Source organism: Acinetobacter sp. EKM10A, from assembly GCF_011075215.1.
GTDB classification, from domain to species: Bacteria; Pseudomonadota; Gammaproteobacteria; order Pseudomonadales; family Moraxellaceae; genus Acinetobacter; species Acinetobacter baumannii.
In genome coordinates this window covers 267,308-289,956 of sequence record NZ_JAALLK010000004.1, presented here as the reverse complement: position 1 = coordinate 289,956, position 22,649 = coordinate 267,308, and the positions used below count along the sequence as shown (strand labels likewise).

Here is a 22,649-nt window from a genome sequence, read left to right as displayed (position 1 = left end):
AAAATGTCTAAATATGCACCACATCTGGTCAAAAAATATTAATACACCATATATTCGCCCTATTTTGGAGCACAACTTAAGGTGATTTAGTTCCCTCTTGTGCCCTCATTTGTAGCATTTTTGGGTTGATTCTCATTACCCCTTGTCTGTGCAGGTTTATTTGGCTGATCAATATTAGAATTAGATTGTTGTACATCAACCACATTTCCTGCCGCATCACGACGCACAATAGTAGTTTTTGTAGCCGAGTTAGTATTAGCAGGTTTTAGCTGAGTGTTTAGGGTACCACTCGCTGGAGCTGACATTAATAAAGATTCATCAATTCTAGGCAAAGCCGCTGGACGCAATCTAACTTCATATAACTGATTATTGCCACCTTTCATCTCATCTGCCCCCAAATCATTTACCAGTGGGGCATAACTTGAGAACTGCTGTGGCTGAGGTTTAACCGAATCAGGTAACTGCAAATTAATCTGTGTTAATTGCTGAACCGCATCTTCTGAACGTTTGAATGTTCCGTAAGCCAACACATACTGTTCTGCTTGTTGTTCTCCGCTTAAGCGGAAATAAATAAACTTATTACGATCAGTACGACTTTTTAAAAAGTTTTTAATGATGTCTTCATCAGAAGCTCTGAATAACTCAAGCGTCCATTGTTTTTTATTTTCATTAATAAATTTTGTACCACGAAACTCAGGCTCATGTTCACCTGACGCCACAGTTCGTGTTGTTAAATCCAGTGGACGAACCTCGTCAGCTAAAGCACCTAAGTTAGGAGTAGTTGCAACTTTCTCTGGCTGAATTTGTACGGGTGCATCGGAATCAGCCGACTTTTCAACCTCAACCAGTTTTTTATTATCAGTTATGACCCAAAAAATAAAAGCAAGGAATAAGCAGACAATACCACCAACCAACCAGATATATTGTTGAACATTCTGCCAAAGTGTACGTGATACAGTCATGCTTTACCTTATTTGTTATCCGTGTTGATTCGCCAAAATAGCTTGTTTCATAAGTTCAACATCAAAGTCTTTGGTAATTACAGCTTGCCCAAGTTGTTTTAACAACACCAAACGTAATTGCCCATTAAGAACTTTTTTGTCATGAGCCATATATCCAAGGAAATCATCCAATGGAATTTGTGGACATGATATCGGCAAATTCGCACGTTGAATGATTTTTTTTGTACGTGCCACATCTTCATTTGAGATCCAGCCCAAACGTTGTGATAAATCCGCCGCCATAACCATTCCAGTTGCGACAGCTTCACCATGCAACCAAGTTCCATAACCTAGATACGACTCAATCGCATGGCCAAAAGTATGACCTAAGTTAAGTAAAGCACGTTCACCTTGCTCTTTCTCATCATTGGCAACAATACGGGCTTTGTGTGCACATGAACGATAAACAGCCTCTGCTAAAAGGTCAGCATCTCTTGCAACTAGGCCATCCATATTTTCTTCAAGCCAAACCAGGAAATCTTCATCACCTAAAAGTGCATATTTAATTACTTCGGCTAAACCGGCCGAAAGCTCACGTTCTGGCAGCGTATTCAATTGTGCCATGTCAGCTAAAACGACTTGTGGTTGCTGAAAAGCACCTAACATATTCTTGCCAAGCGGATGATTAATTCCTGTTTTTCCACCAACACTTGAGTCTACTTGTGAAAGTAAGGTCGTAGGAACCTGTACAAAATAAACGCCACGTTGGAAACAAGCAGAAGCAAAACCAGCCATATCACCAATGACACCACCACCTAAAGCTAAAACCGTACAATCACGGTTAAAACCAGCTTCAAGCAATGCATCAAAAATTAAGTTTAAATGCTGAATATCTTTATACTTTTCGCCATCAGGTAAAATACAGGTCGCAACCGTTTTACCTAGACTTTCCAAAGCTTCCTGATAGTGGCTTAAATATAAAGGTGCAACCGTAACATTACTCACAATCATGACCTGTTGGCCATGAATATAAGGCTCTAGTAATTGTTTCGGGTCAAGTTGGCTACCAATGAAAATAGGATAACGGCGTTCGCCTAATTCAACATGTAAAGTTTGCATGAATTTATAAAACCACTAGTCAGTTCGTCTATTTTAACTTGTTCGATAGAATAAGTTGCAAAATCTTTTGGGCAAGATCACGTGCAGCACCTTGATTCGTTTCAATCGTATAGTGTGCAACTTCACGATACAGAGGATCTCTGATCTTTAATAAATCCCGCAATTTTTGTTCAGGATTTTCAACTTGTAATAAAGGTCTATTTTTATCGCGATAGGTTCTTTGTAGTTGTAATTCGACAGGAGTATATAGATAAACAACAATTCCACGTTGCTTTAAAAACTCCCGATTAGGCGCCTGAGTAATAGCACCGCCACCTGTGGCAAGCACTAATGCCTTACGTGAAGTAAGCTCATTTAAAACGACAGTTTCACGCGTACGAAAGCCGACTTCTCCTTCTTTTTCAAAAATCCAGGGAATAGTAGCCCCTGTCTTGCGCTCAATTTCATGATCACTATCTAAAAATTCACGCCCTAATAGTTCTGCTAAATGACGTCCAACAGTTGTTTTTCCTGCCCCCATGGGCCCTACCAAATAAATATTTGGTAGGGTTTCAAACGCTTTGCTTGGCAAGGCGCCACCTATTTCAATTGCTTTCATTAAAAAATATATTAATGATTTCTCGCTAAAGTGTCATTAACAATTCGTGGTGTAACGAAAATCAGCAACTCTTGTTTATCATCAGACTTTACATCTTTTCTAAATAAACGCCCAACGACAGGAATATCACCAAAGAAAGGAACTTTGGTTTGTGAATTCATAGTCGTTTGCTCAAAAACACCACCCAAAATGACAGTTTCGCCATTATCTACCAATACATTGGTATTGATATTATTTTTATTTAAAATCAACTCTCCATTTGGAGCCGCACCCGCTACAGAATCCTTAGAAATATCCAACTTCATTTGAATCTTGCCATCAGGTGTAATACTTGGTGTCACATTTAAACTCAGCAAAGCATCTTTAAAAGATGTTGTAGCAGTTGAACCTGCTGCAGAGTTAGTTGTAGATTGATATGGAACTTGTTGACCAGTTGCAACTTTCGCTGTTTGTTTATCGGCAGTCATGACTTTAGGGGTAGAAATAACCTCACCATAACCATCCGCTTGTAAAGCAGACAATTCAAGATCTAACATAAAGTCAGACATACTAATCAAGCCAAAAGCAATACTTCCTGCAGGATTAGAAACTCCTAAATCCACGTTTAAGTTATCTGGGCGCTCAATCGTATATTTATACCCACCTGTAGTTTCATCTTTTTTAGGTTCGCGTAAATTCCATAAAGTTGTTTCACTACCGCCAACCAGCAAATTGTTGTTATTGGTAATACCTTGCGACAGAATGCCCCACTTCACACCAAGTTCTTTGGTAAATGACGTAGAGGCTCTGACAATACGTGCCTCAACCATAACCTGTTTAACTTGCACATCAAGCAAGTCAATCATTTTACGAATTTGATCAATTGACTGAGCAGTATCATTAATAATAAGAGTATTGGTTCGATCATCTTGAGTAATAGTGCCACGTGGGCTAAGCAAACTCCCCACATTATTGCCTAGACTATCAACTCCAGTATTTAAATTGGTTGAAGTTGAGGTCCCTCCACCAGAAGTATGCTGTAAGCCATTACTATTATTTGAGCCTTGTGTAATGAGACCCATAATATCGCCAGCTTTAGCATACTTCAGTTGAATATACTCAGTCTGTAAGGGTGCAAGTTTGACACTTTGTGCAACAGCTTTCGCTTCTTCTTCTTCCGCTTTAATCAATTCTGCAACTGGAGCAATCCAAATCACATTGCCATTACGGCGTTTATCAAGATTTTTAGTTTTTAAAATAATATCAAGAGCCTGATCCCAAGGTACATCTTTTAAACGTAGTGTGATATTACCTTGTACACTATCGGCAGCTACCATATTGATGCCTGTAAAATCAGCAAGTAATTGCAACACACGGCGTACTTCAATATCTTGGAAGTCTAATGAAAGTTTATTTCCTGAATAATTTGGCGTTTTATATAAAGAGGTAACATTTTTATCTTGGGGACGTTTCAAACTGATCGTGAGCTTATTCTCCGCCTGATAGGCCATATATTCATAGCTACCAGAGGACTGGATAGTTATTACACCAACCCCTTTATCATTATAAGCATCGATACTTGAAACCGGGGTTGCAAAATCATTTACATTTAAGCGACGCGCTAAATGTGTCGGGATTTTTGTACCTATTGTTCTTATAACGACTTTACTACCCTGCTGCTGAACATCTACAGGCGTATTACTTCCTAAAAGATCTACAACAACCAGGCCTTCTCCCTGACTACCACGCTGAAAGCCAATATTTGAAACTCCCTGTGGTTGTGCTGAGACCACAGGTAGCGGCTTATTACTTGTTTGAGCAGAATTAATTTTTAAAATGAAAGTATTGCCTTCGACTCGTGTTGTAAATGCTCCAGCATCTTTTAGGTTTACAGTTAAACGTGAGCGCCGGTCATCTGAAGTAACATCTACAGAACTTGCCTCATTAGTTGCAACACTAATTTTAGACTGTTTTAAACCTTGCTGTGCCTTATCAAAATCAAGGATTAAACGTGAAGGATTTTCAAGTTGGTAAGCTTGTGGTTGTGGTGGCAAGCCATTAAACATGACTCTAATTTCTGTGCCCTGACCTGCAATTTGCATTGGTACAATGTTGGTCATGCTGACCTGTGCAGATGCAGCCTGCATAATCGCAATAGCTACAGCCCCCATAGAAAACTGACGGAATACGTGATTCATTGTCTGACCATCCCCAATTAAATTAAATAATCTTTAAAAATATTTTTTCGTTGTTATTCCCTAAATTTTAGGGTGCAGGCCCAATCAAGACCAATGTTCTTGGTCTTTCGACATAGCCTTCTCGACCATCTGGTACGATTTCAACCAGATCAATCTGGGTTGGACTAATATGGGTAATACGGCCCTGATTCATGCCCATATAGTTACCCACTTGTACCCGTTCAATCTGCTGATCCGGTGTCTGGATCAGGGCCAATATCTGCCCTCGATTATTACGCATGCTCCCTTTCATATTTAAAGCTTCAAGTGCATAACTTTCGAGTGGTTGCGGCGCACGTGAGAAATTCGGATAAACCCGTTTCCCCGCCATAATCTTGAGCTCGGCAGCTAGAGAACTTGGCATAAATGGGCTTTTTAATTGATGAGCAGCGTAATTAAATTGTGGTACAGGAGTAAAAATCGGTGCTGGTTCAATAGGGAGTGGCGGCTGATTACGAATATTGGCCATTTCCTGATTTACTGCATCAATTCTTGAATCACAACCGACAAGCACAGCACACGCCAAAACATAAAGAGTAATTTGCTTAATTTTCATCATAACTCTCCTATTTCGGCTGAACAGTAGTGTTCGTTGAAGCAGATGCTGCTGGAGCTTTGCCTGTTTGCTCCGATGTATCTGTTGCCCCTACGTATCGGTATGTTTTTGCTTTAATGGAATAGTTCAGCACAGGAATATCAGACTTGTTATCTTTAGCTGGCGATACATCAACAGTAAAATCGTGCATGGTTACAATACGAGGCAAAGCAGCGATACTACTTACAAAAGCTCCAAATGCGTGATAGTCCCCGGTCGCTTCTATGGCAATTGGTTGCTCAATAAAAATTTCCTGCTTTACTTCATCTTCCAAGCGAATATTTTTAAATTTCAATCCAGAGTTCACTCCTGTTAAGTTGATATCTTCAACTAAACTCGGAATCTCAGTTTCTTTTGGTAACTGCTCTAGTTGCTGGTTGAAATTTGCCTGCATCTCTTGAAGCTGTACCTGATACTGTTGCAGGTTACGTAATTTCGAGTCTTTTTCACGAAATTCGTTTAATAAATTGCTTTCCTGAGCTTGAGCATTATCAATAGCTTGTAATTTCGGTTGAATAACAATGAAATACCCCAAAGCTAACACAGCAAAGAAAATAAAAATCCAACACGTAATTTTTACAGATATTGGCCAACTACCGTAGTTGTTCATATCCAGCGTATTAAATTGCTGAAGGAATTTATCGAGATTAAATTTCTTTTTCTTTGCAGATAATTGTTCTAATGACAATTCTTGAAGTTCGTCTTGACTCATTTAGCAGCCCCCACACTTTCACCTGTAGATGGCTTAGCAGAATCATCCGTTGTGGTCACGCCCATTTCCCCCAAATCGACAGTCACAACAAAACTACCATAGTGGTCTTCCACCCTAGGAAGAAGAGAACTTGCAGCCTTATCTTTTTTCTCTTCATTAGCCAAGAAAGAGTTCATAAAAGCATTACGATACCAAGGAGATGCTTCAAGATTACGGAGTAGTTCGGCTACTGTATTTGGACTTTCAGCTTTACCTTCAATCGTAAACTTATCTCCGGTTCGGCTAAATTTCGTTAAATACATAGCTGATGGTGTGACTCGAACTAACTCATCAACAAGTCTTACCACTACTGGACGTTGACTCTGCAAACCTTGAATCAACTTCATGCGTTCAATAATGGCATCACGCTGTTCCTGTAAGCCGTTTAATGTTTTTAATTGCTGATCAAGGTTCTGATTTGTGCTCATAATGAGCTGATTCGCTTGCTCTTGATCATCTAATTTATGGTCAAAATAAAACCATCCCCCAAATACGGTTGTAATCCCCAAAACAACCACCCCAAAACATAACGTTATAAATTGTTTTTTTCGTTGCTCCCTCAGCTCTTCGCGCCAAGGCAGTAAATTAATTGTTGCCATTAATCAAAACTCCTTAAAGCCAAGCCACATGCCACCATTAAAGATGAAGCATCATTTTCAATTTTTTGAACGTCGACTTGAGGAGAAAAGCCCATTTGTAAAAACGGGTTGGCAATCGTGACACGGTAACCTAATTTTTGCTGCAAAAGCTTGGCAAGGCCTGGAATATTCGCATTTCCACCAGCGAGCAAAATATGATCTATTTCGTTAAATTGGGATGAAGAAAAGAAAAATTGTAATGAGCGGGCCGCCTGCTGAACTACCGCATCTAGAAATGGGTCTAGCACTTCAATTTCATAATCATCGGGTAAAGAGCGATCTTTTTTCGCTCGGCTTGCTTCTTCTAAAGACAAACCATAACGACTTTGAATTTCAAGCGTAAGTTGTTTTCCGCCAAAAACCTGCTCTCGTGTATAAATAATCTTGCCATTTTGCATGACAGATAATGTCGTCATGGTATGACCGATATCTAAAATCCCTATGGTATTTGCACCCATCGGTAAGCTATCAGCAAACACGCTAAAAGCGCGTTCAACCGCGTAACTTTCGACATCAGCCAATTTAGGATTTAAATCTGCCAATTCAAGCACTTCAACGCGTGTTTCAACGTTTTCTGTTCTTGTGGCGACCAAGAGTACATTTACACGATTTGGATTCGCAAGACGATCGGGCAAAACCTCAAAATCAAGGCTCACCTCATCTAAAGGGAACGGTATATACTGCTCCGCATCTACACGAATCTGAACTTCGCGTTCGTCATCGCTCATATCTGCATCCATTTCGATAGTTTTATGAATAACCGTCGATGTCGGAACAGCAATTGCAGCATGAGTGGTTTGGGGATTTGCTAAATTCATCGCCCGTTCCAAAGCCTCTGCAACTGCTTCTGGATTTAAGATATTTTTTTCAACTACACTGTTTTCGGGTAAAGGCATCAAAGCATAGCTTTCTACCCAATATTTACCGTTCTTGACAGAGAGCTCTAACAACTTAACAGAAGTCGAACTAATATCGACACCCATTAACCCCTTATTAGGTTTACGATATAACCTGAGCACACTATTGTCCTATTATTTTTTTATCCCCAAAAAAAATTACAAACCAATAATCTCGGTCTTTATTTTTACACGGATACAATATCTCATCTAACAATCCGCATGTCTAAAGGCTATACTGACCACAATTAGTTTGTATTCGATCTTATTAAAGCTTACTTATCATGAAAAAGCTATCCAGTTTGGGCTTCGTGCGTCCAATTTTTTTGATCATTATTATTATCTTAGTCTCACTTCCGATGGGATTCTATGGCATGTATCTCTATATTGCCCCAACGCTTCCGGAAATGAGTTCGCTAAAAAAAGCACCGCTTTTAAAACCATTGCAAGTCTATACAGCCGATAATCAACTCATTGCTGAATACGGTGGTAAACTTTCTATTCCGGTTGAATACAAACAAATTCCTCCTAATTTTATTCATGCATTCCTAGCAGCAGAAGATTCTTCTTTCTTTGAACATAGCGGCATTAGTTTTAAAGGTTTAGGCCGTGCTTTGAGTGAAAGTGTGACTGGTTCTGATGTACAAACTGGTGGCTCAACCATCACGATGCAGGTCGCAAAGAACTATTATTTGAGTCCAGAAAGAACATTAAAACGCAAACTAACAGAAATCTTTTTGGCTCGAAAAATTGAGCAAAACTTATCTAAAGAAGACATCTTAAGCCTCTATGTAAATAAGATTTTCTTAGGTAAAAATGCTTACGGTATCGCAGCGGCTGCAAAGATTTACTACAACAAAAGCATTAATGAGCTCAGCATTGCCCAAATGGCCATGATTGCCGGCTTGCCTAAAGCACCATCTAAATATAATCCAGTTGTTAACCCTGAGCGTGCACTTGAACGTCGCAACTGGATTTTAGGCCGAATGCTTCAACTTGGTTATATCTCTCAAGCGGAATATCAAAAGGCCGTTGCAGAACCAATCAATTTGAATATGCCCAACCGTGACCTAAATAATATTCACCCCTACGCAGGTGAAATGGTCCGCTCAGAGCTTGTAAAACATTTTGGTGAACAAGCAATTGATTCTGGTTATAAAGTCTACACAACAATTAATGCGAAACGCCAAGCGATTGCGGAAAAAGCTGTGCAGGACGGTCTTGAAGCTTATGACCGTCGTCATGGCTGGCGTGGTGCAGAAGCACATGATAAGCCATTAAGCGAATTTAGAGCATATGCCAACACTTATCCGGCGCAAGTTACCAAGGTAAATAGCAGCTCTTTTGAAGCATTAATGCAAGATGGCTCAACAGTAACCGTGCAATGGTCCGGCATGTCATGGGCCCGTCCCTATCGCAATGCAAATAGCGTAGGTGCAGCGCCTTCTCGTGCATCTCAAATTGTTAAAGTTAAAGATATTGTTCGTTTACGTCCAAATGAAGCTAAAACTGCGTGGTCACTAGTTCAAGTACCAAAAGTTCAAGGTCAGCTCATTGCAATTAACCCAAACGATGGCTCAATTGAAGCAATTGTAGGTGGTTATAATTTCTATCAATCAAAATTTAACCGTGCTTTACAAGGCTGGCGTCAGCCAGGTTCTACCATCAAACCATTCCTCTATGCTTTAGCATTAGAACGTGGCATGACACCTTATAGTATGGTGAATGATAGCCCTATTACGATTGGCAAGTGGACACCGAAGAACTCTGATGGTCGCTACCTAGGTATGATCCCGTTACGCCGTGCTTTGTATTTGTCTCGTAATACGGTTTCAGTAAGGCTCTTACAAACTGTAGGAATTGAACGTACTCGCCAATTATTCATGGATTTTGGTTTACAAGAGGATCAAATTCCACGTAACTACACCATTGCTTTAGGTACGCCTCAAGTATTACCAATTCAAATGGCAACTGGATATGCAACATTCGCAAACGGTGGTTACCGCGTTCAACCGCATTTTATTCAGCGTATTGAAGATGCATACGGTAAAGTCATTTACGAAGCCAAACCAGAATATGCATGTATTCCATGTATTAACGCTCCTGAGACAACTGACGATGCACAGGTAACTACTCCAGATGATCAAGTTGTTGAAGTTACAAATAAAGAGCTAGAGCAGAAAGAAAAGACAACCAAACAACTTAATCTTAAACAGACGGACAAAAATAACAGTCAATATCGTCAAGCTCAGCGCATTTTAAAATCAAGCTCTGCTTATGACATGGCAAATATCTTACGTGACGTAATTGAGCATGGTACAGGTCGTGCTGCACTCAAGATTGGCCGTAGTGATTTAGGAGGTAAAACAGGTACGACTAACGATGCAAAAGATGCATGGTTTGCAGGTTTTAATGGCAAGTTAGTAACTGTAACATGGGTTGGTTTTGACCAGCCGACTACACTTGGCCGCCGTGAGTATGGTGGTATTGCTGCATTACCGATCTGGATTAACTTTATGGGTCAAGCATTGCAAGGTACACCAGCTGCTTGGGTTCGTTTAGAAAAAGATGCTCAGGCACCTATTTCTCGCGATAAGCAAGAAGTCACAACTGAAGTAGGCGATAAGAAAACATATCGTGCTGCCCCTCCATTAGCACGTCCACTCTATCGTCCTGCACCACCGCAACCTAAAACCACCAATAATGACTTCGATGACTTACCTGGTGAGGAAATTGTGATTCCTTCCAAGACAACACCTCCAGCGATGAAACCTTCGCAAGGGGCAGCGCCGAAGCGTGAAAAAGATGAATTAGAAAACTTGATTAATCAAATTGAGTAAAAATAAAAAAGCCATCGTTAGATGGCTTTTTTATTACGCTTTTGAAAAAGATAAATTTGAAAAGATGCGGTCACTTGTAAGTGTGCTTTCTGTTCTAATTGCATACGACGTTCTGGAGATGCCTTATAAGCATAGGGAGTCATAGCAATAAGATTTTTTAAAGCCTGCTGGTCAAGTACTAAAGGAGCATCAATAACTTGCTGTTCTTTCAACTCAAATAAATCTTGCAATTGTTCAACAAATTTCTGTGGTGTGTGAGGATTAACCTGTTCAAACAACGCCTCACGCATCGCATACAAATGATCGGTTGCCGGGGTCACAACAATTAAATAACCATCATCTTTTAAAACACGCAGAATTTCCGTTTGGGGAATCGGGCTAAAAAGACTCGTACACACATCCATGCTTTGATCGATGACCGGTAAAGTTGCTCCTGTACCAACCACCCATGTCACTTTGTCATTTAACTTTGCTGCGCGTTGTACTGCATTTTTTGCAATATCTACACCTATACACTGTTCAACGACCTGTTGCATTGCGCTGGTGTAATAGCCCTCACCACAGCCAATATCAAGTACCATTTTAGCTTGAAGATCTTTCAGCAAATGAACTACTGCTTGCTGTAAAGGTTGATAATAGCCACCTTGTAAGAAAGCACGGCGCGCATCTACAGACTCAGGAGTATCTCCCGGATTTTTACTATGTTTGTGCTGTACAACATGTAAGTTCACATAACCTTGCTTTGCAATGTCATAGCTATGGCCCTGTTCACACCGCCATGTTTTGCTTACCAGCTCAAGTCGTTGACGACACACAGGGCACATTAAATTTTGCGTAGTCACGTTTAATTATTCTCTTGTTCTTTTTGTTGTAAATAAGCCTTAGCGTGCATTCCAACAAATGTACGGCCTGCATTTGTTCCCTTAATCCATTCATCTACTTCAAACAAATCAAATAAGCCCACTTTAACTAAAGTTGGAATTGCGATCTTCAACTCTTCTTCAATTTGCCCTCTTTGCCCCGCATTATAGAGCTCAATATTATGCAGCATCGTCGCGACAGTTCCCGTTTGCACCTGACTTCCATCTTTAAGCACAACTTGAGGTAAGACTTCGCCCTCTCCAACTACTTTTTGATTAATTACAGATAATTGGTCTAGACCAGCAACTTTTGTCATTTACCTCTCCAATAAAAAAAGCCAGTAGAAACTGGCTTTATATTGACACCAAAATAAGTTCTAGCGCAATTTTAAGGTCATTAGGCCTAAAACAACCAGCATAATCGTAATAATCCAGAAACGGATGACTACTTGGGTTTCTTTCCAGCCTTGTTTTTCATAGTGATGGTGCAAAGGTGCCATCAAAAATACGCGTTTATTCCGCATTCGTAATGAGCCGATTTGCAGGAATACCGATACCGCTTCCATAACGAAAACACCGCCCATAATTGCGAATACGATTTCTTGGCGAACCATAACGGCAATGGTTCCAAGCATTGCACCTAGAGCTAAAGCGCCCACATCCCCCATAAAGACTTGCGCCGGATGTGCGTTATACCAAAGAAATGCCAAACCTGCACCAATCATGGCAGAACAGATCACCACAAGTTCAGAGGTATATTTCACATAAGGAATATGCAAATAGTTGGCAAAACGAATATCACCAGATAAATAAGCAAATACGCCTAAGCCCGTCGCTACCATAACCACTGGCATAATGGCTAAACCATCTAAACCATCAGTTAGGTTAACCGCATTAGAGGCACCATTAATTACTAAATAGGTAAATACAATAAATGCTAAACCTAAAGGAACAATAGAAAGCGGAATTGAAAGATTCTTAAAGAAAGGAATCAATAAATCCAGCATATTTGCTGTGTATTCTGCATTAGATTGTTGGGTAGCAATTAAATATAACGCAATACCAGCACCCAGCGATGCGACAGAAGTCCAGAAAAACTTCTTACGGGCAGGTAGACCTGCATTATCTTTATAGCGAATTTTAATCCAGTCATCTGCCCAGCCAACCGCACCGAACACAACCATTACACCAAGTACAATCCAAACATAAGGGTTAGATAAATCAGCCCACAATAAAGTACTAATACCAATTGAGAGCAGAATTAAAATCCCCCCCATGGTCGGTGTACCCATCTTCTTAGCATGATTTTCAGGAGCAAACGAACTTACTGCCTGACCGTATTTTAACGCTTGTAATTTACGAATCATGATTGGTCCGAGAACCAAACCAATGGTCAGTGACGTTAATACACTGAGTAAAGAACGTAATGTTAAATAACGAACAACCTGAAACGAACTGTGATAGCCCGCAAGTTGTTCAAACAACCATAACAGCATTTAAAGTTTCTCCATCAAATCAGCCATCAACGTTTCCATATGAGTAAAGCGAGAACCTTTAAACAGGAAACTCATGGACTGGGGTTGATGTGTTTGGATTAGATTGATTAAAAATGGAAGCGCCTCAGCTTGAGTCTGAAATGCTTTCAATTTAGTAGAATGAAGACCTGCGCCTTCGAGAGCTGCTGAGGCAAACTGCCCAACTGCAATAATATGGTCTAAAGGAAGCTCAGCAAGATCGCGACCTAGATCGTGATGTTCTTGCCAACTACTATCACCTAACTCCCCAATATCCCCCATCACCATGACTTTAATGCCATTTTGCTGAAGTAATACTTGTGCCGCAGCACGCATAGATGTTGGATTGGCGTTATAAGTATCATCAATAAATAAATGAGGCGCTTTTTGAATAAAATTCAAACGACCTTTTGCACCTTGTGCTTGCTCTAGACCTTTTACGATATCTTCCAAGCTAACACCTAACGCCAAAGCAAATGCTACTGCTGCAGTTGCGTTTTGCACATTGTGCTCACCCGCAAATGGCAGTCTTACAAAACTTGAACCTTGAGGCGTATGTAACTGGAAATTGGCAGATTGTGGCAACAATTCAATCTCTGTAGCAAAGACATCACCACCAGCACCAAAGCTCATGATTTGATGGCTTTTGGCTGCTTCACGAATCTCAGCGGTAAAGTCATCTTGTTGCGGAACAATAGCAACGCCCTGAGGTAAAATATGACGATAGATTTCTGATTTAGCGCGGCAAATGCCATCACGCCCGCCGAACTCACCCAAATGAGCAGTTCCAATATTTAAAATGCCAGCAACATGCGGTTGAACAATTTTTGATGTGTAATCAATTTCACCTTGATGATTTGCACCAAGTTCCATCACCGCATACTGATGCTCCTTTCGAAGCTCAAGCAACATCATCGGCACACCAAGGTCATTATTTAAATTGCCTCGGGTAATCAATGTAGGTGCTAAACGAGACAAAATACTTCCTAGCATTTCTTTGGTGGTGGTTTTACCACTACTGCCCGTTAAAGCAATTACTTTCAATTGAGCATTTTGTTCACGGCGATACGCACCAAGTTGCCCTAAAGCCAAACGGGTATCGGCAACTACAAGCTGAGCAATTTCTGCATCTATAGGCCGCTCGACAATAGCGACTTGGCAACCATTTGCAGCCACTTGCGCGACAAAATTATGCGCGTCGAAACGTTCACCTTTTAGTGCTAAAAAGGCATCCCCACTTTCTGCATGACGCGAGTCAGTCAAAATACGTTTAATTTCACTTTGAGGGATCTGGTCTTTATGCCAGTAACCCTGTGTTGCCTGTTGTAATTGTTGAGCTGTCCACGGTTCCAAAGGCACGGTACTGGTGGTTGAAGTATGCATAATTTTTCCTATTGTGCAGGGTAAGCAGCATCTACCGTATGATGTTGGGCATCAATCGCGGAACGCACTTCAACCACATCATCAAACCAGTGACGCACACCATTAATTTCTTGATAATTTTCATGTCCTTTGCCGGCAATCACTACAATGTCACCAGCTTGAGCTTGCTCTGCAACAAATTTAATTGCTTCACGGCGGTCATGAATTTCATGCATACGATGCCCTGAAAAATCGATTCCTTGCTTCATGTCAGCAAAAATTTGTTCAGGGTCTTCTGTTCTTGGATTATCTGAAGTCAGAATAACAGGATTTGCGCCATCCAAAGCTGCTTGAGTCATGAGTGGACGCTTACCACGGTCACGGTCACCACCACATCCAAACACCGCCCAAAGCTGATTCGAAACATGACGCTTTAATGTTTTAAGCACTTGAATCAATGCATCTGGTGTATGCGCATAATCCACTACAAATAATCGCTCATCATCACGAATAACTTGCATTCGGCCTGGCGCACCAATTAGTTTAGGAACAAAATTAACCAATGCCTGTAAATCGAAACCAGCTTGCTCAGCAGCGATGAGTGCGGCAATTAAATTTTCAACATTGAAATGACCTAATAATGGGCTTTCTACCGCAAATGAACCTTGCTGACTTACTAAATTAAAAGTTGCACCCGCCAAGCTATAGCTTAAATCGGTAATGTAATAATCAGCTGTATTTTGAGTTAGTGAGTAAGTCAAAATTTTAGGTTGTGCTGGATTATTTTGGGCAGACTTAATCATCAAGTCAGCATGCGCATCATCTAAATTAATAACAGCGACTTTTAACGAATTAAACTGAAATAAACGCGCCTTCGCTTCTGCATAAGCTTCTAAAGTGCCATGATAATCCAGATGGTCACGACTTAAGTTGCTATAAACAGCAATTTCAATATCGCAACCATTTAATCGACCCTGTTCAAGACCATGTGAACTTGCTTCTAAAGAAGCAAAAGTTGCTCCCTGTTTAGCATAATCATGTAGCGCATTTTGTAACTGTAGAGCGTCGAGGGTAGTATGCGTAGAAGGCGTTAAATTCGGTAAAATACCATTCCCTGTTGTCCCCATCACTGCACAGCGCTGCTGCTGTGAACTAATTAACTCAGCAATTAAACGAGAAATTGTTGTTTTACCATTTGTGCCTGTTACAGCTATAATCCGTAAAGGTTTTACTACATCAGCCTGTTGCAAATAACGTTTTTGCCACTCTCCCATGCGCTGACGCACATCAGGGCATACCCATTCATTTGCTACACCTAATTCGGTTTCGCTAATGACAGCCAACGCTCCATTTGCTAAAGCCGCTTCAGCAAATGTACGCGTTTTTTCAGGCTGGCTATAACTTGTCAAAGCAATAAAAATTTGGCCCGTTTCAACTTTACGACTATCTAAACTAAAGCCGTGAAATCGCTGTTGAGGCCATTGAGCATCAATTTCGATTGGATGAATTTCTTGAAAAGAAACAGTCATAGCTTACCTGCGAATAGGATTTTCTGGAGTATTAAGTGGCTTATCAAGCGGCACATTCATTAAGCGCAACGACTCTTGCATAATACGAGCAAAAACTGGAGCGGCAACCAAACCACCGTAATAGCGACCTTGTGGGTTTTCCACCACTACAATAACGGCTAAACGTGGATCACTAATTGGTGCGACACCCGCAAATAAGGCACGATACTCATTATTTGAATATCCTTTACCATCTGCACGCAATTTATGTGCAGTACCTGTTTTACCACCTACCCTATAACCAGGAATATTGGCTTGTTTTGCAGTACCACCCGGCATAGTCACTTGCTCAAGCATTAACAAAACTTGATCGGCAATTTTCGGATTTAAAACTTGCTCACCTTTAGGTGGCTGATCTAGTTTATGCAAGCTTAATGGCATTTTGACACCATGATTTGCAAGCATGGCATAACCTTGAGCCAATTGAAGGATTGTCGCGTTTAAGCCATAACCATATGCCATGGTCCCGATTTGAGAAGAATTTAATTTATTAACAGGTAAAACCAGACCTGAACTTTCCCCAGGGAACCTTACTGCAGAACGCTTACCAAAACCAACGCGATTAAAGAAGCTCGGCAAGGTTTCTTTCGGAAGCGATAATGCAATTTTTGCAGAACCCACGTTTGAAGACTTAATAATGACACCACTTACGGTCAAAGCCCCGTAGTTATGGGTATCACGAATAGTATGCCAGCCTAAACGCATTGAGCCAGGAGAGGTATTTACAATCGTATTTGGCGTATATTGACCAGTTTCTAAAGCTGCAGAAATAGTAAAAGGTTTCATGGTTGAACCTGGCTCGAACATATCGATCGCACCACGGTTACGCATAGCATCTTTATTTGATAAGCCATTCTTATCATTCGGGTTATAAGATGGCCAACTGGTCATTGCCAGAATTTCACCCGTTTTAACATCAACCGCAATCGCCGTTGCTGAACGCGCATTGTTAGCCACACCTGCAGCCGTTAATTCACGGTACATAATGTACTGCAAACGTGAGTCGATACTTAAAGTGATATTTTCACCTGGTTCACCCTCACGAATCACCTCAGAGACTTTTAAACGGTTACCACGTTTATCGCGAATAATTTTTTGCTCACCATCCACGCCTGACAGTTGCTTATTCAACTGCATTTCCAAGCCTTCGATACCTTGACCTTCACTATTGGTCAAACCAATAATTTGGGCATTTGGCTGAGGTTGCGGATAATAACGTTTATAAGTTTTTTCTGCATACACCCCTTGAAAATTACCTTTCATAATGAGGTCAGCTTGCTGAGGAGGTACTTCTTTTTTCAAAACCAAATAGCGAGAACGCGGACGTGCATTCATCTGTTTTTTAAGATCAGCACGATCAACACCCACCACGTCGGCAAGTTCATCAAGATTTAAATTTTTATCTGGTAACTGGCGTTTTAATTTACGGTTGTTTGGATCTTGTTTTAGTTCAGCCGTAATTTGATCATATAAATGCTTGGTCTCAAAATAATCACGCGGATCAATCACAATTTTCATGATTGGACTACTAATCGCTAAAGGTACACCGTGGCGATCACTAATCACTCCACGCATAGCCTCTATACGTTCAGTACGCAAAATATTGGCATTCGCCTTATTTTGCAAAAAGTCTTTATTAATGACTTGAACATAAAATGCACGTGCAATTAATACCACAAAACACAGTAGCACGACTGCCCAGAGCAGATAAAACCGCCACATATCAAAGGCAAGACTTGGTTTTTCCGAAATAGACTGCTGTTTTTTTCGTGTTTGCTTTGTTCGCTTATCTACCATACAGCAAGGCCTTACTTATTTTGCTCTGAGGTCATCGGTAAAGAAATTACCACCGTTTCTGCAGCAGGTGGCGAAAACATTCGAAGTTGGGTCACGGCACGTGTACCAATTTGTGCTGTAGCACCAAAGGTTTGCTGCTCAATCAACAAGCGCCCCCACTCCGCATTGAGGTCATCACGTTCACGCATATAAGAGCTTAACTCTCTATAATCATGACGGTATTCAAATACTTGAAATACCACCATCATGGCACTGATAAAAACCAATGCCACCATGACTGCATATACCACAACTTTTTTGACCACTTTATTTTCTGTGGTTTCGATTTCATCACTGCTTTTCATTACGCGCCTTTTTGTTCCAAGCGTTCAGCAACCCGAAGCCATGCACTACGTGAACGTGGATTCGCTTTTACTTCTTCTTCACTCGCACGAACCCGTGAAATTTTCTTTAATCTTCTCGTATCAACCTGCTGTTGAGGCATCCCCCAACCAGAATCTTCTGCTAGAGTTGATTCTTTTTGAATAAACTGTTTGATCAACCGATCTTCAAGCGAATGGAAGCTGATCACAGACAAACGCCCTTTTGGTTTAAGCAAGTCTACAGCTTGCGGTAAAAATACTTCAATATCATCTAGTTCTTTGTTAATAGCAATACGGATTGCCTGAAACGTACGTGTCGCCGGATGTTTATGCTTTTCCCATTTTGGATGGGCTGTTTTTACTATTTCAGCCAATTGCGCCGTAGTATCCAATTTTCCGGCCTGTTTAATTGCTCTAGCAATACGGCGACTATATCGTTCTTCACCATATTGATAAATGATATTTGCCAAATCTTCCTCTTCTACCTCAAGTAACCATTCGGCAGCAGTCAATCCTTTAGAGTTATCCATGCGCATATCTAACGGGCCATCTTGCATAAAGCTAAAGCCGCGTTCAGCCTGGTCGAGTTGAGGAGAGGACACACCTAAGTCTGCCATAATTCCATCGACACTTTGCACCCCAATTTCCTGCATTTTTTCCTTAATATCAGCAAAACTTGCATGAATAATCGTAAATCTTGGATCTTCTTGTGCTAAAGCAGCCGCAACTTCCAGAGCTTGAGGGTCTTTATCAAAAGCATATACTCGGGCGTTTTCATCGAGTTTCGACAATAACAAGCGCGTATGCCCACCTCGTCCAAAGGTTGCATCGATATACACCCCAGTTGTGCGATCTGCCAATAAGCTTTCAACGGTCTCAAAAAGTAAGACAGAAATATGCGACATAGGAGTAAAATCATAGCGTAAAAATGTAACTGCACATTATCACCTTGTTTATGGCTAACACCAAACGGCTTTTTGTAGGAAAATATTAATTTTTCATAGAGAAAACCGTTTTCTTTTCATTTTTTAAGCAAAACAAAAAAGCAAGCTCACCTTTTCAGGCTCACTTGCTTCACTATAAAAAAGTAAACTAATTTTTAAACTTCTACTCTACCAAAATTTTATCTACTGCTTTCCATCATAAATCTGATCAAAGATAGCTCCATTGGCAAAATGGGTTTTCTGAGCTTTTGCCCAACCGCCAAAAACATCATTGATCGTAAATAATTTAATTTTTGGGAATTGTGCTGCATATTTAGCAGCAACTTGAGGATTACGAGGACGGAAATAGTGTTTAGCAGCCAACTCTTGACCTAAAGGTGAGTATAAAAAGTTGAGATAACCTTTTGCCAAAGTACGGTTACCGTCTTTGTCGACTGTTTTGTCAACAATAGCAACAGATGGTTCTGCCAAAATTGAAATTGATGGGTAAACAATTTCATATTTATCTTTATCGAGACCTTTCGTTGCCAATAGTGCTTCATTTTCCCAAGAAAGTAGAACATCTCCAATTCCACGCTCAGCAAATGTAGTAAGCGAGCCTCGCGCTCCCGAATCTAACACCTTAACGTTGTGATAAAGTTTTTTAACCAGCTCTTTGGCTTTAGCGTCATTTCCACCCGGCTGCTTTAAAGCATATCCCCATGCAGAAAGATAAATCCAACGCGGTGCCCCACCCGTTTTTGGATTAGGCGTAATAATTTCAACACCAGGTTTAGTTAAATCATTCCAATCACGAATATTTTTTGGATTGCCTTTTCTTACTAAAAACACAACTGTAGAGGTATACGGTGCAGAATTATTAGGGAATTCTTTTTGCCAGTTTGGCTGGATAAAGCCTGCTTTTACAATTTCATCAATATCATTGGCTAAGGCTAAGGTCACCACATCTGCCTCAAGACCAGTTGCTACAGCGCGAGCCTGTTTTCCTGAGCCCCCATGGGATTGTTTAAAATCCACGTCCTGCCTGGTACGTTGTTTCCAGAAATTACCAAATGCCTGATTATATTCCTGATAAAACTCTCGAGTTGGGTCATAAGAAACATTTAAAAATGTAGTCGCCGCCTGCACAGCACTTCCTGCCAACCCCATATACGTAGCGACTGCAATTCTTGCTATTCTTTTCATTTATAAAAACCACTTTTACTTTTAACGTTTACTATATTTTTATTTTTTTAGTTTTCAATCAAATAGTTATATAAATAAATGTTTTACTAATCACTTTAAAAGATATAATTAACTCTAATTTTTCCTTCTCCTTTTTGAAAAGTTTTGTAATTATTCTTATAGTTTATTTATAGTCTTCACTTTATCTACACATTAATTTGTTAAATAATGAGACGTAATGGATACACATAGGCTACATTTAAAGGTACCAGCGTAAAATAAAGGTATTTTTTGTAAAAAGTGTGACACAGTTCTACTTTTTTATTAAAATTTATGTTTGAATCGTAGCGTTACCGTAATTTTACATTTGGTTAAACTCAAAAAATAGACGAAATGTACTGAGGGGATGAACAGAAAATGAAAATTCATTATGGAAAAGCTTTAAGCTTGGGTTTGGTGCTTAGTTTTGCATCGCAACTGTCTACAGCAGCCGTACTGAAAGATACACCAAGTAAAAGTCTTTCAGATAAACAGTCTTCACTTATTGAAAAAGCTTTAGATCAGCAAAAACGTAACACTATTGTACTTCCATCAACAGATGATGAGTTAAAAGTACTTAATACTATCCGTGTTACACCAACTCAAAACTTTCTTGCAGCACAGCATGAACGTTTTTCACGTTTTGTTCAGGCAATCTTCCAGCCGCACACTTCTTAATATTTGAAACGACCCCTCATCGTTTCAATTTCAGCCCAGACTGTCGTTAAATAAAACGTCAGAATACTGGGCTTTTTCGTTATAATAGTTCCAATTTTTATTTTGACCCATTAACTATGAAAGTTCGTACTCGTATTGCACCTTCTCCTACCGGTTTCCCACATGTTGGTACTGCCTACATCGCCCTATTCAATATGTGTTTTGCGAAACAGCATGGCGGGGAATTCATTTTAAGAATTGAAGATACAGACCAGCTTCGCTCTACGCCAGAATCTGAAAAAATGATTTTAGACTCTCTACGCTGGTTAGGCTTAAATTGGTCTGAAGGTCCGGATGTAGGTGGTCCTCATGCTCCTTACCGCCAATCAGAGCGTATGGGAATTTATAAGCAATACGCGTTAGAACTTGTTGAAAAAGGTCATGCTTTTTATTGTTTTGCTACAGCAGAAGAACTTGACCAAATGCGTGCCGAGCAGCAAGCTCGTGGCGAAACACCAAAATACGATGGTCGTGGTTTAAAGCTGTCTCAAGAAGAAGTAGCTCGACGTCTTGAAGCGGGTGAACCTCATGTTATCCGTATGAAAGTGCCTGAAGAAGGCGTGTGTAAATTTAACGACTTACTCCGTGGTGAAGTTGAAATTCCTTGGGCACAAGTCGATATGCAAGTGCTTCTTAAAACAGATGGTTTACCAACTTACCATTTAGCTAACGTTGTTGATGACCATTTAATGGAAATCACCCATGTATTACGTGGTGAAGAATGGCTTCCGTCTGCACCGAAGCATCAATTGCTTTACCAATACTTCGGTTGGGAAATGCCAACGCTTTGCCATATGCCATTGCTTCGTAATCCAGATAAATCGAAGTTATCTAAACGCAAAAACCCGACCTCAATTAACTACTACCGTGATATCGGCGTTTTACCAGAAGCCTTACTCAACTATTTAGGCCGTATGGGTTGGTCAATGCCGGATGAAAGAGAAGTTTTCACATTACAAGACATGATGGATAACTTTGATATTCAACGCGTATCACTAGGTGGACCAATTTTTGACGTTGAAAAACTCAATTGGTTAAATGGTCAATGGATTAAAGGGTTAACCCCAGGACAACTATTAGACCGTTTATTGACATGGAAAAGTGATCGCAGCACTTTAGAAGACATTGCTGCCGCTATTCAACCACGTATTAATTTACTTTCTGAAGCTGTAAATTGGGCTGGTTTCTACTTTAACCATATGCCACAAATTACGGCTGAAATGTTTGAAAGTAAAAAATTGACTCAAGAGCAAGTTCGTCAAAGTTTACAATTCGCAATTTGGCGTCTTGAAAGTCAGTTTACTTGGAATAACGACACAGTTAGTCAAACTTTAATGGATTTGGCAAATCAGATGGGCATTAAATTACGTGACTTCATGCCAACGTTCTTTATTGCAATTGCTGGCTCAACAAGTTCAACACCAGTTATGCAGTCAATGGTTACGCTTGGCCCTGACTTAACCTTTGCTCGCTTACGACATGCGCTAGAAATTGTAGGTGCACCGAGTAAAAAAGAGGTAAAAAACTGGGAAAAGCTTAATGAAAGTTTAAAATTGCCGAAAAATGAAGCAACTAGCGAAGCTTAATTCATTTTTTTATTGACGTGTGAGCGCATTCACCCTAATATTGCGCTCACACAAACTGGGGTCATAGCTCAGTTGGTAGAGCGCTACAATGGCATTGTAGAGGTCAGCGGTTCGATCCCGCTTGGCTCCACCAAGCTCCTTT

General features: G+C 40.4%; 20 protein-coding genes and 1 tRNA gene. 4 read left to right on the top strand and 17 right to left on the bottom strand.

Translation table 11 applies throughout. The annotated features are described in order from the left end of the window. Positions 1 to 86 precede the first annotated feature (86 nt). From G9371_RS07855 to G9371_RS07820, 8 genes are all read right to left on the bottom strand, one after another. On the bottom strand, positions 87 to 962 hold the full coding sequence (locus G9371_RS07855; protein ID WP_029424116.1) for a hypothetical protein: 876 nt from the start codon (positions 960 to 962) through the stop codon (positions 87 to 89). Between the two features lie 15 nt (positions 963 to 977). Beyond that, positions 978 to 2,060: a 3-dehydroquinate synthase gene (gene aroB / locus G9371_RS07850; protein ID WP_001193997.1), complete on the bottom strand. Its 1,083-nt coding sequence runs from the start codon at positions 2,058 to 2,060 to the stop codon at positions 978 to 980. 28 nt (positions 2,061 to 2,088) lie between these two features. Next, positions 2,089 to 2,658 carry a shikimate kinase AroK gene (aroK, locus tag G9371_RS07845; RefSeq protein ID WP_000643712.1) on the bottom strand — a complete coding sequence of 190 codons (570 nt, stop codon included), beginning with the start codon at positions 2,656 to 2,658 and terminating at the stop codon, positions 2,089 to 2,091. A gap of 11 nt (positions 2,659 to 2,669) precedes the next feature. Continuing rightward, on the bottom strand, positions 2,670 to 4,835 hold the full coding sequence (gene pilQ, locus G9371_RS07840; protein ID WP_029424115.1) for a type IV pilus secretin PilQ family protein: 2,166 nt from the start codon (positions 4,833 to 4,835) through the stop codon (positions 2,670 to 2,672). Between the two features lie 67 nt (positions 4,836 to 4,902). Then, positions 4,903 to 5,430: a pilus assembly protein PilP gene (locus G9371_RS07835; protein WP_000695065.1), complete on the bottom strand. Its 528-nt coding sequence runs from the start codon at positions 5,428 to 5,430 to the stop codon at positions 4,903 to 4,905. A gap of 10 nt (positions 5,431 to 5,440) precedes the next feature. After that, complete coding sequence (locus G9371_RS07830; protein ID WP_000076101.1) at positions 5,441 to 6,181, bottom strand: type 4a pilus biogenesis protein PilO; 741 nt, start codon at positions 6,179 to 6,181, stop codon at positions 5,441 to 5,443. After that, positions 6,178 to 6,819 carry a PilN domain-containing protein gene (locus G9371_RS07825; protein WP_000201227.1) on the bottom strand — a complete coding sequence of 214 codons (642 nt, stop codon included), beginning with the start codon at positions 6,817 to 6,819 and terminating at the stop codon, positions 6,178 to 6,180. Before G9371_RS07825 ends, G9371_RS07830 begins: the two co-directional genes overlap by 4 nt. Next, on the bottom strand, positions 6,819 to 7,877 hold the full coding sequence (locus G9371_RS07820) for a pilus assembly protein PilM (RefSeq protein WP_002014066.1): 1,059 nt from the start codon (positions 7,875 to 7,877) through the stop codon (positions 6,819 to 6,821). Before G9371_RS07820 ends, G9371_RS07825 begins: the two co-directional genes overlap by 1 nt. Positions 7,878 to 8,038: 161 nt before the next feature. Between G9371_RS07820 and ponA the strand changes: the two genes are divergently transcribed. Further along, positions 8,039 to 10,594 (top strand): penicillin-binding protein PBP1a, encoded by a 2,556-nt coding sequence (gene ponA / locus G9371_RS07815; protein ID WP_000736677.1) that lies wholly within the window; start codon positions 8,039 to 8,041, stop codon positions 10,592 to 10,594. 17 nt (positions 10,595 to 10,611) lie between these two features. Here the strand turns inward: ponA and G9371_RS07810 are convergent, their stop codons facing one another. From G9371_RS07810 to G9371_RS07770, 9 genes are all read right to left on the bottom strand, one after another. Further along, positions 10,612 to 11,436: a putative RNA methyltransferase gene (locus tag G9371_RS07810; RefSeq protein WP_086221410.1), complete on the bottom strand. Its 825-nt coding sequence runs from the start codon at positions 11,434 to 11,436 to the stop codon at positions 10,612 to 10,614. A gap of 2 nt (positions 11,437 to 11,438) precedes the next feature. Next, on the bottom strand, positions 11,439 to 11,771 hold the full coding sequence (locus G9371_RS07805; RefSeq protein WP_000169602.1) for a hypothetical protein: 333 nt from the start codon (positions 11,769 to 11,771) through the stop codon (positions 11,439 to 11,441). A gap of 60 nt (positions 11,772 to 11,831) precedes the next feature. Then, positions 11,832 to 12,950, bottom strand: coding sequence for a phospho-N-acetylmuramoyl-pentapeptide-transferase (gene mraY / locus G9371_RS07800; RefSeq protein WP_000928089.1), 1,119 nt, complete (start codon positions 12,948 to 12,950; stop codon positions 11,832 to 11,834). After that, positions 12,951 to 14,351, bottom strand: a complete 1,401-nt coding sequence (locus G9371_RS07795; RefSeq protein ID WP_004839801.1) for a UDP-N-acetylmuramoyl-tripeptide--D-alanyl-D-alanine ligase — start codon at positions 14,349 to 14,351, stop codon at positions 12,951 to 12,953. Positions 14,352 to 14,359: 8 nt separating this feature from the next. After that, positions 14,360 to 15,859, bottom strand: a complete 1,500-nt coding sequence (locus G9371_RS07790; RefSeq protein ID WP_029424113.1) for a UDP-N-acetylmuramoyl-L-alanyl-D-glutamate--2,6-diaminopimelate ligase — start codon at positions 15,857 to 15,859, stop codon at positions 14,360 to 14,362. 3 nt (positions 15,860 to 15,862) lie between these two features. Further along, a complete protein-coding gene (gene ftsI, locus G9371_RS07785) occupies positions 15,863 to 17,695 on the bottom strand; it encodes a penicillin-binding protein PBP3 (protein ID WP_000227936.1) in 1,833 nt (610 codons plus the stop codon). Between the two features lie 11 nt (positions 17,696 to 17,706). Beyond that, the gene (gene ftsL, locus G9371_RS07780) at positions 17,707 to 18,039 is read right to left on the bottom strand and encodes a cell division protein FtsL (protein ID WP_000842465.1); all 333 of its coding nucleotides are present in this window, start codon (positions 18,037 to 18,039) and stop codon (positions 17,707 to 17,709) included. After that, the gene (rsmH, locus tag G9371_RS07775; protein WP_000018346.1) at positions 18,039 to 18,962 is read right to left on the bottom strand and encodes a 16S rRNA (cytosine(1402)-N(4))-methyltransferase RsmH; all 924 of its coding nucleotides are present in this window, start codon (positions 18,960 to 18,962) and stop codon (positions 18,039 to 18,041) included. The genes ftsL and rsmH overlap by 1 nt, the downstream gene beginning before the upstream one ends. A gap of 222 nt (positions 18,963 to 19,184) precedes the next feature. Further along, the gene (locus G9371_RS07770; protein ID WP_029424112.1) at positions 19,185 to 20,186 is read right to left on the bottom strand and encodes a sulfate ABC transporter substrate-binding protein; all 1,002 of its coding nucleotides are present in this window, start codon (positions 20,184 to 20,186) and stop codon (positions 19,185 to 19,187) included. A gap of 396 nt (positions 20,187 to 20,582) precedes the next feature. Here G9371_RS07770 and G9371_RS07765 point away from each other — a divergent pair, with 396 nt between their 5' ends. The 3 genes from G9371_RS07765 to G9371_RS07755 all read left to right on the top strand — a co-directional run bounded on the left by G9371_RS07765 (position 20,583) and on the right by G9371_RS07755 (position 22,640). After that, a complete protein-coding gene (locus tag G9371_RS07765; protein WP_000690905.1) occupies positions 20,583 to 20,882 on the top strand; it encodes a hypothetical protein in 300 nt (99 codons plus the stop codon). A gap of 116 nt (positions 20,883 to 20,998) precedes the next feature. Then, positions 20,999 to 22,507 carry a glutamate--tRNA ligase gene (gene gltX, locus G9371_RS07760; RefSeq protein WP_000868422.1) on the top strand — a complete coding sequence of 503 codons (1,509 nt, stop codon included), beginning with the start codon at positions 20,999 to 21,001 and terminating at the stop codon, positions 22,505 to 22,507. 57 nt (positions 22,508 to 22,564) lie between these two features. After that, positions 22,565 to 22,640: transfer RNA gene (locus tag G9371_RS07755), tRNA-Ala, on the top strand. Positions 22,641 to 22,649 lie beyond the last annotated feature (9 nt).

Excerpts from the sequence above, each read along its gene's own strand:
- G9371_RS07855 (WP_029424116.1), bottom strand. The coding sequence starts at position 962 with ATGACTGTATCACGTACACTTTGGCAGAATGTTCAACAATATATCTGG.
- aroB (WP_001193997.1), bottom strand. The coding sequence starts at position 2,060 with ATGCAAACTTTACATGTTGAATTAGGCGAACGCCGTTATCCTATTTTC.
- aroK (WP_000643712.1), bottom strand. The coding sequence starts at position 2,658 with ATGAAAGCAATTGAAATAGGTGGCGCCTTGCCAAGCAAAGCGTTTGAA.
- pilQ (WP_029424115.1), bottom strand. The coding sequence starts at position 4,835 with ATGAATCACGTATTCCGTCAGTTTTCTATGGGGGCTGTAGCTATTGCG.
- G9371_RS07835 (WP_000695065.1), bottom strand. The coding sequence starts at position 5,430 with ATGAAAATTAAGCAAATTACTCTTTATGTTTTGGCGTGTGCTGTGCTT.
- G9371_RS07830 (WP_000076101.1), bottom strand. The coding sequence starts at position 6,181 with ATGAGTCAAGACGAACTTCAAGAATTGTCATTAGAACAATTATCTGCA.
- G9371_RS07825 (WP_000201227.1), bottom strand. The coding sequence starts at position 6,819 with ATGGCAACAATTAATTTACTGCCTTGGCGCGAAGAGCTGAGGGAGCAA.
- ponA (WP_000736677.1), top strand. The coding sequence starts at position 8,039 with ATGAAAAAGCTATCCAGTTTGGGCTTCGTGCGTCCAATTTTTTTGATC.
- G9371_RS07805 (WP_000169602.1), bottom strand. The coding sequence starts at position 11,771 with ATGACAAAAGTTGCTGGTCTAGACCAATTATCTGTAATTAATCAAAAA.
- mraY (WP_000928089.1), bottom strand. The coding sequence starts at position 12,950 with ATGCTGTTATGGTTGTTTGAACAACTTGCGGGCTATCACAGTTCGTTT.
- G9371_RS07795 (WP_004839801.1), bottom strand. The coding sequence starts at position 14,351 with ATGCATACTTCAACCACCAGTACCGTGCCTTTGGAACCGTGGACAGCT.
- G9371_RS07790 (WP_029424113.1), bottom strand. The coding sequence starts at position 15,859 with ATGACTGTTTCTTTTCAAGAAATTCATCCAATCGAAATTGATGCTCAA.
- ftsI (WP_000227936.1), bottom strand. The coding sequence starts at position 17,695 with ATGGTAGATAAGCGAACAAAGCAAACACGAAAAAAACAGCAGTCTATT.
- ftsL (WP_000842465.1), bottom strand. The coding sequence starts at position 18,039 with ATGAAAAGCAGTGATGAAATCGAAACCACAGAAAATAAAGTGGTCAAA.
- rsmH (WP_000018346.1), bottom strand. The coding sequence starts at position 18,962 with ATGTCGCATATTTCTGTCTTACTTTTTGAGACCGTTGAAAGCTTATTG.
- G9371_RS07770 (WP_029424112.1), bottom strand. The coding sequence starts at position 20,186 with ATGAAAAGAATAGCAAGAATTGCAGTCGCTACGTATATGGGGTTGGCA.
- G9371_RS07765 (WP_000690905.1), top strand. The coding sequence starts at position 20,583 with ATGAAAATTCATTATGGAAAAGCTTTAAGCTTGGGTTTGGTGCTTAGT.
- gltX (WP_000868422.1), top strand. The coding sequence starts at position 20,999 with ATGAAAGTTCGTACTCGTATTGCACCTTCTCCTACCGGTTTCCCACAT.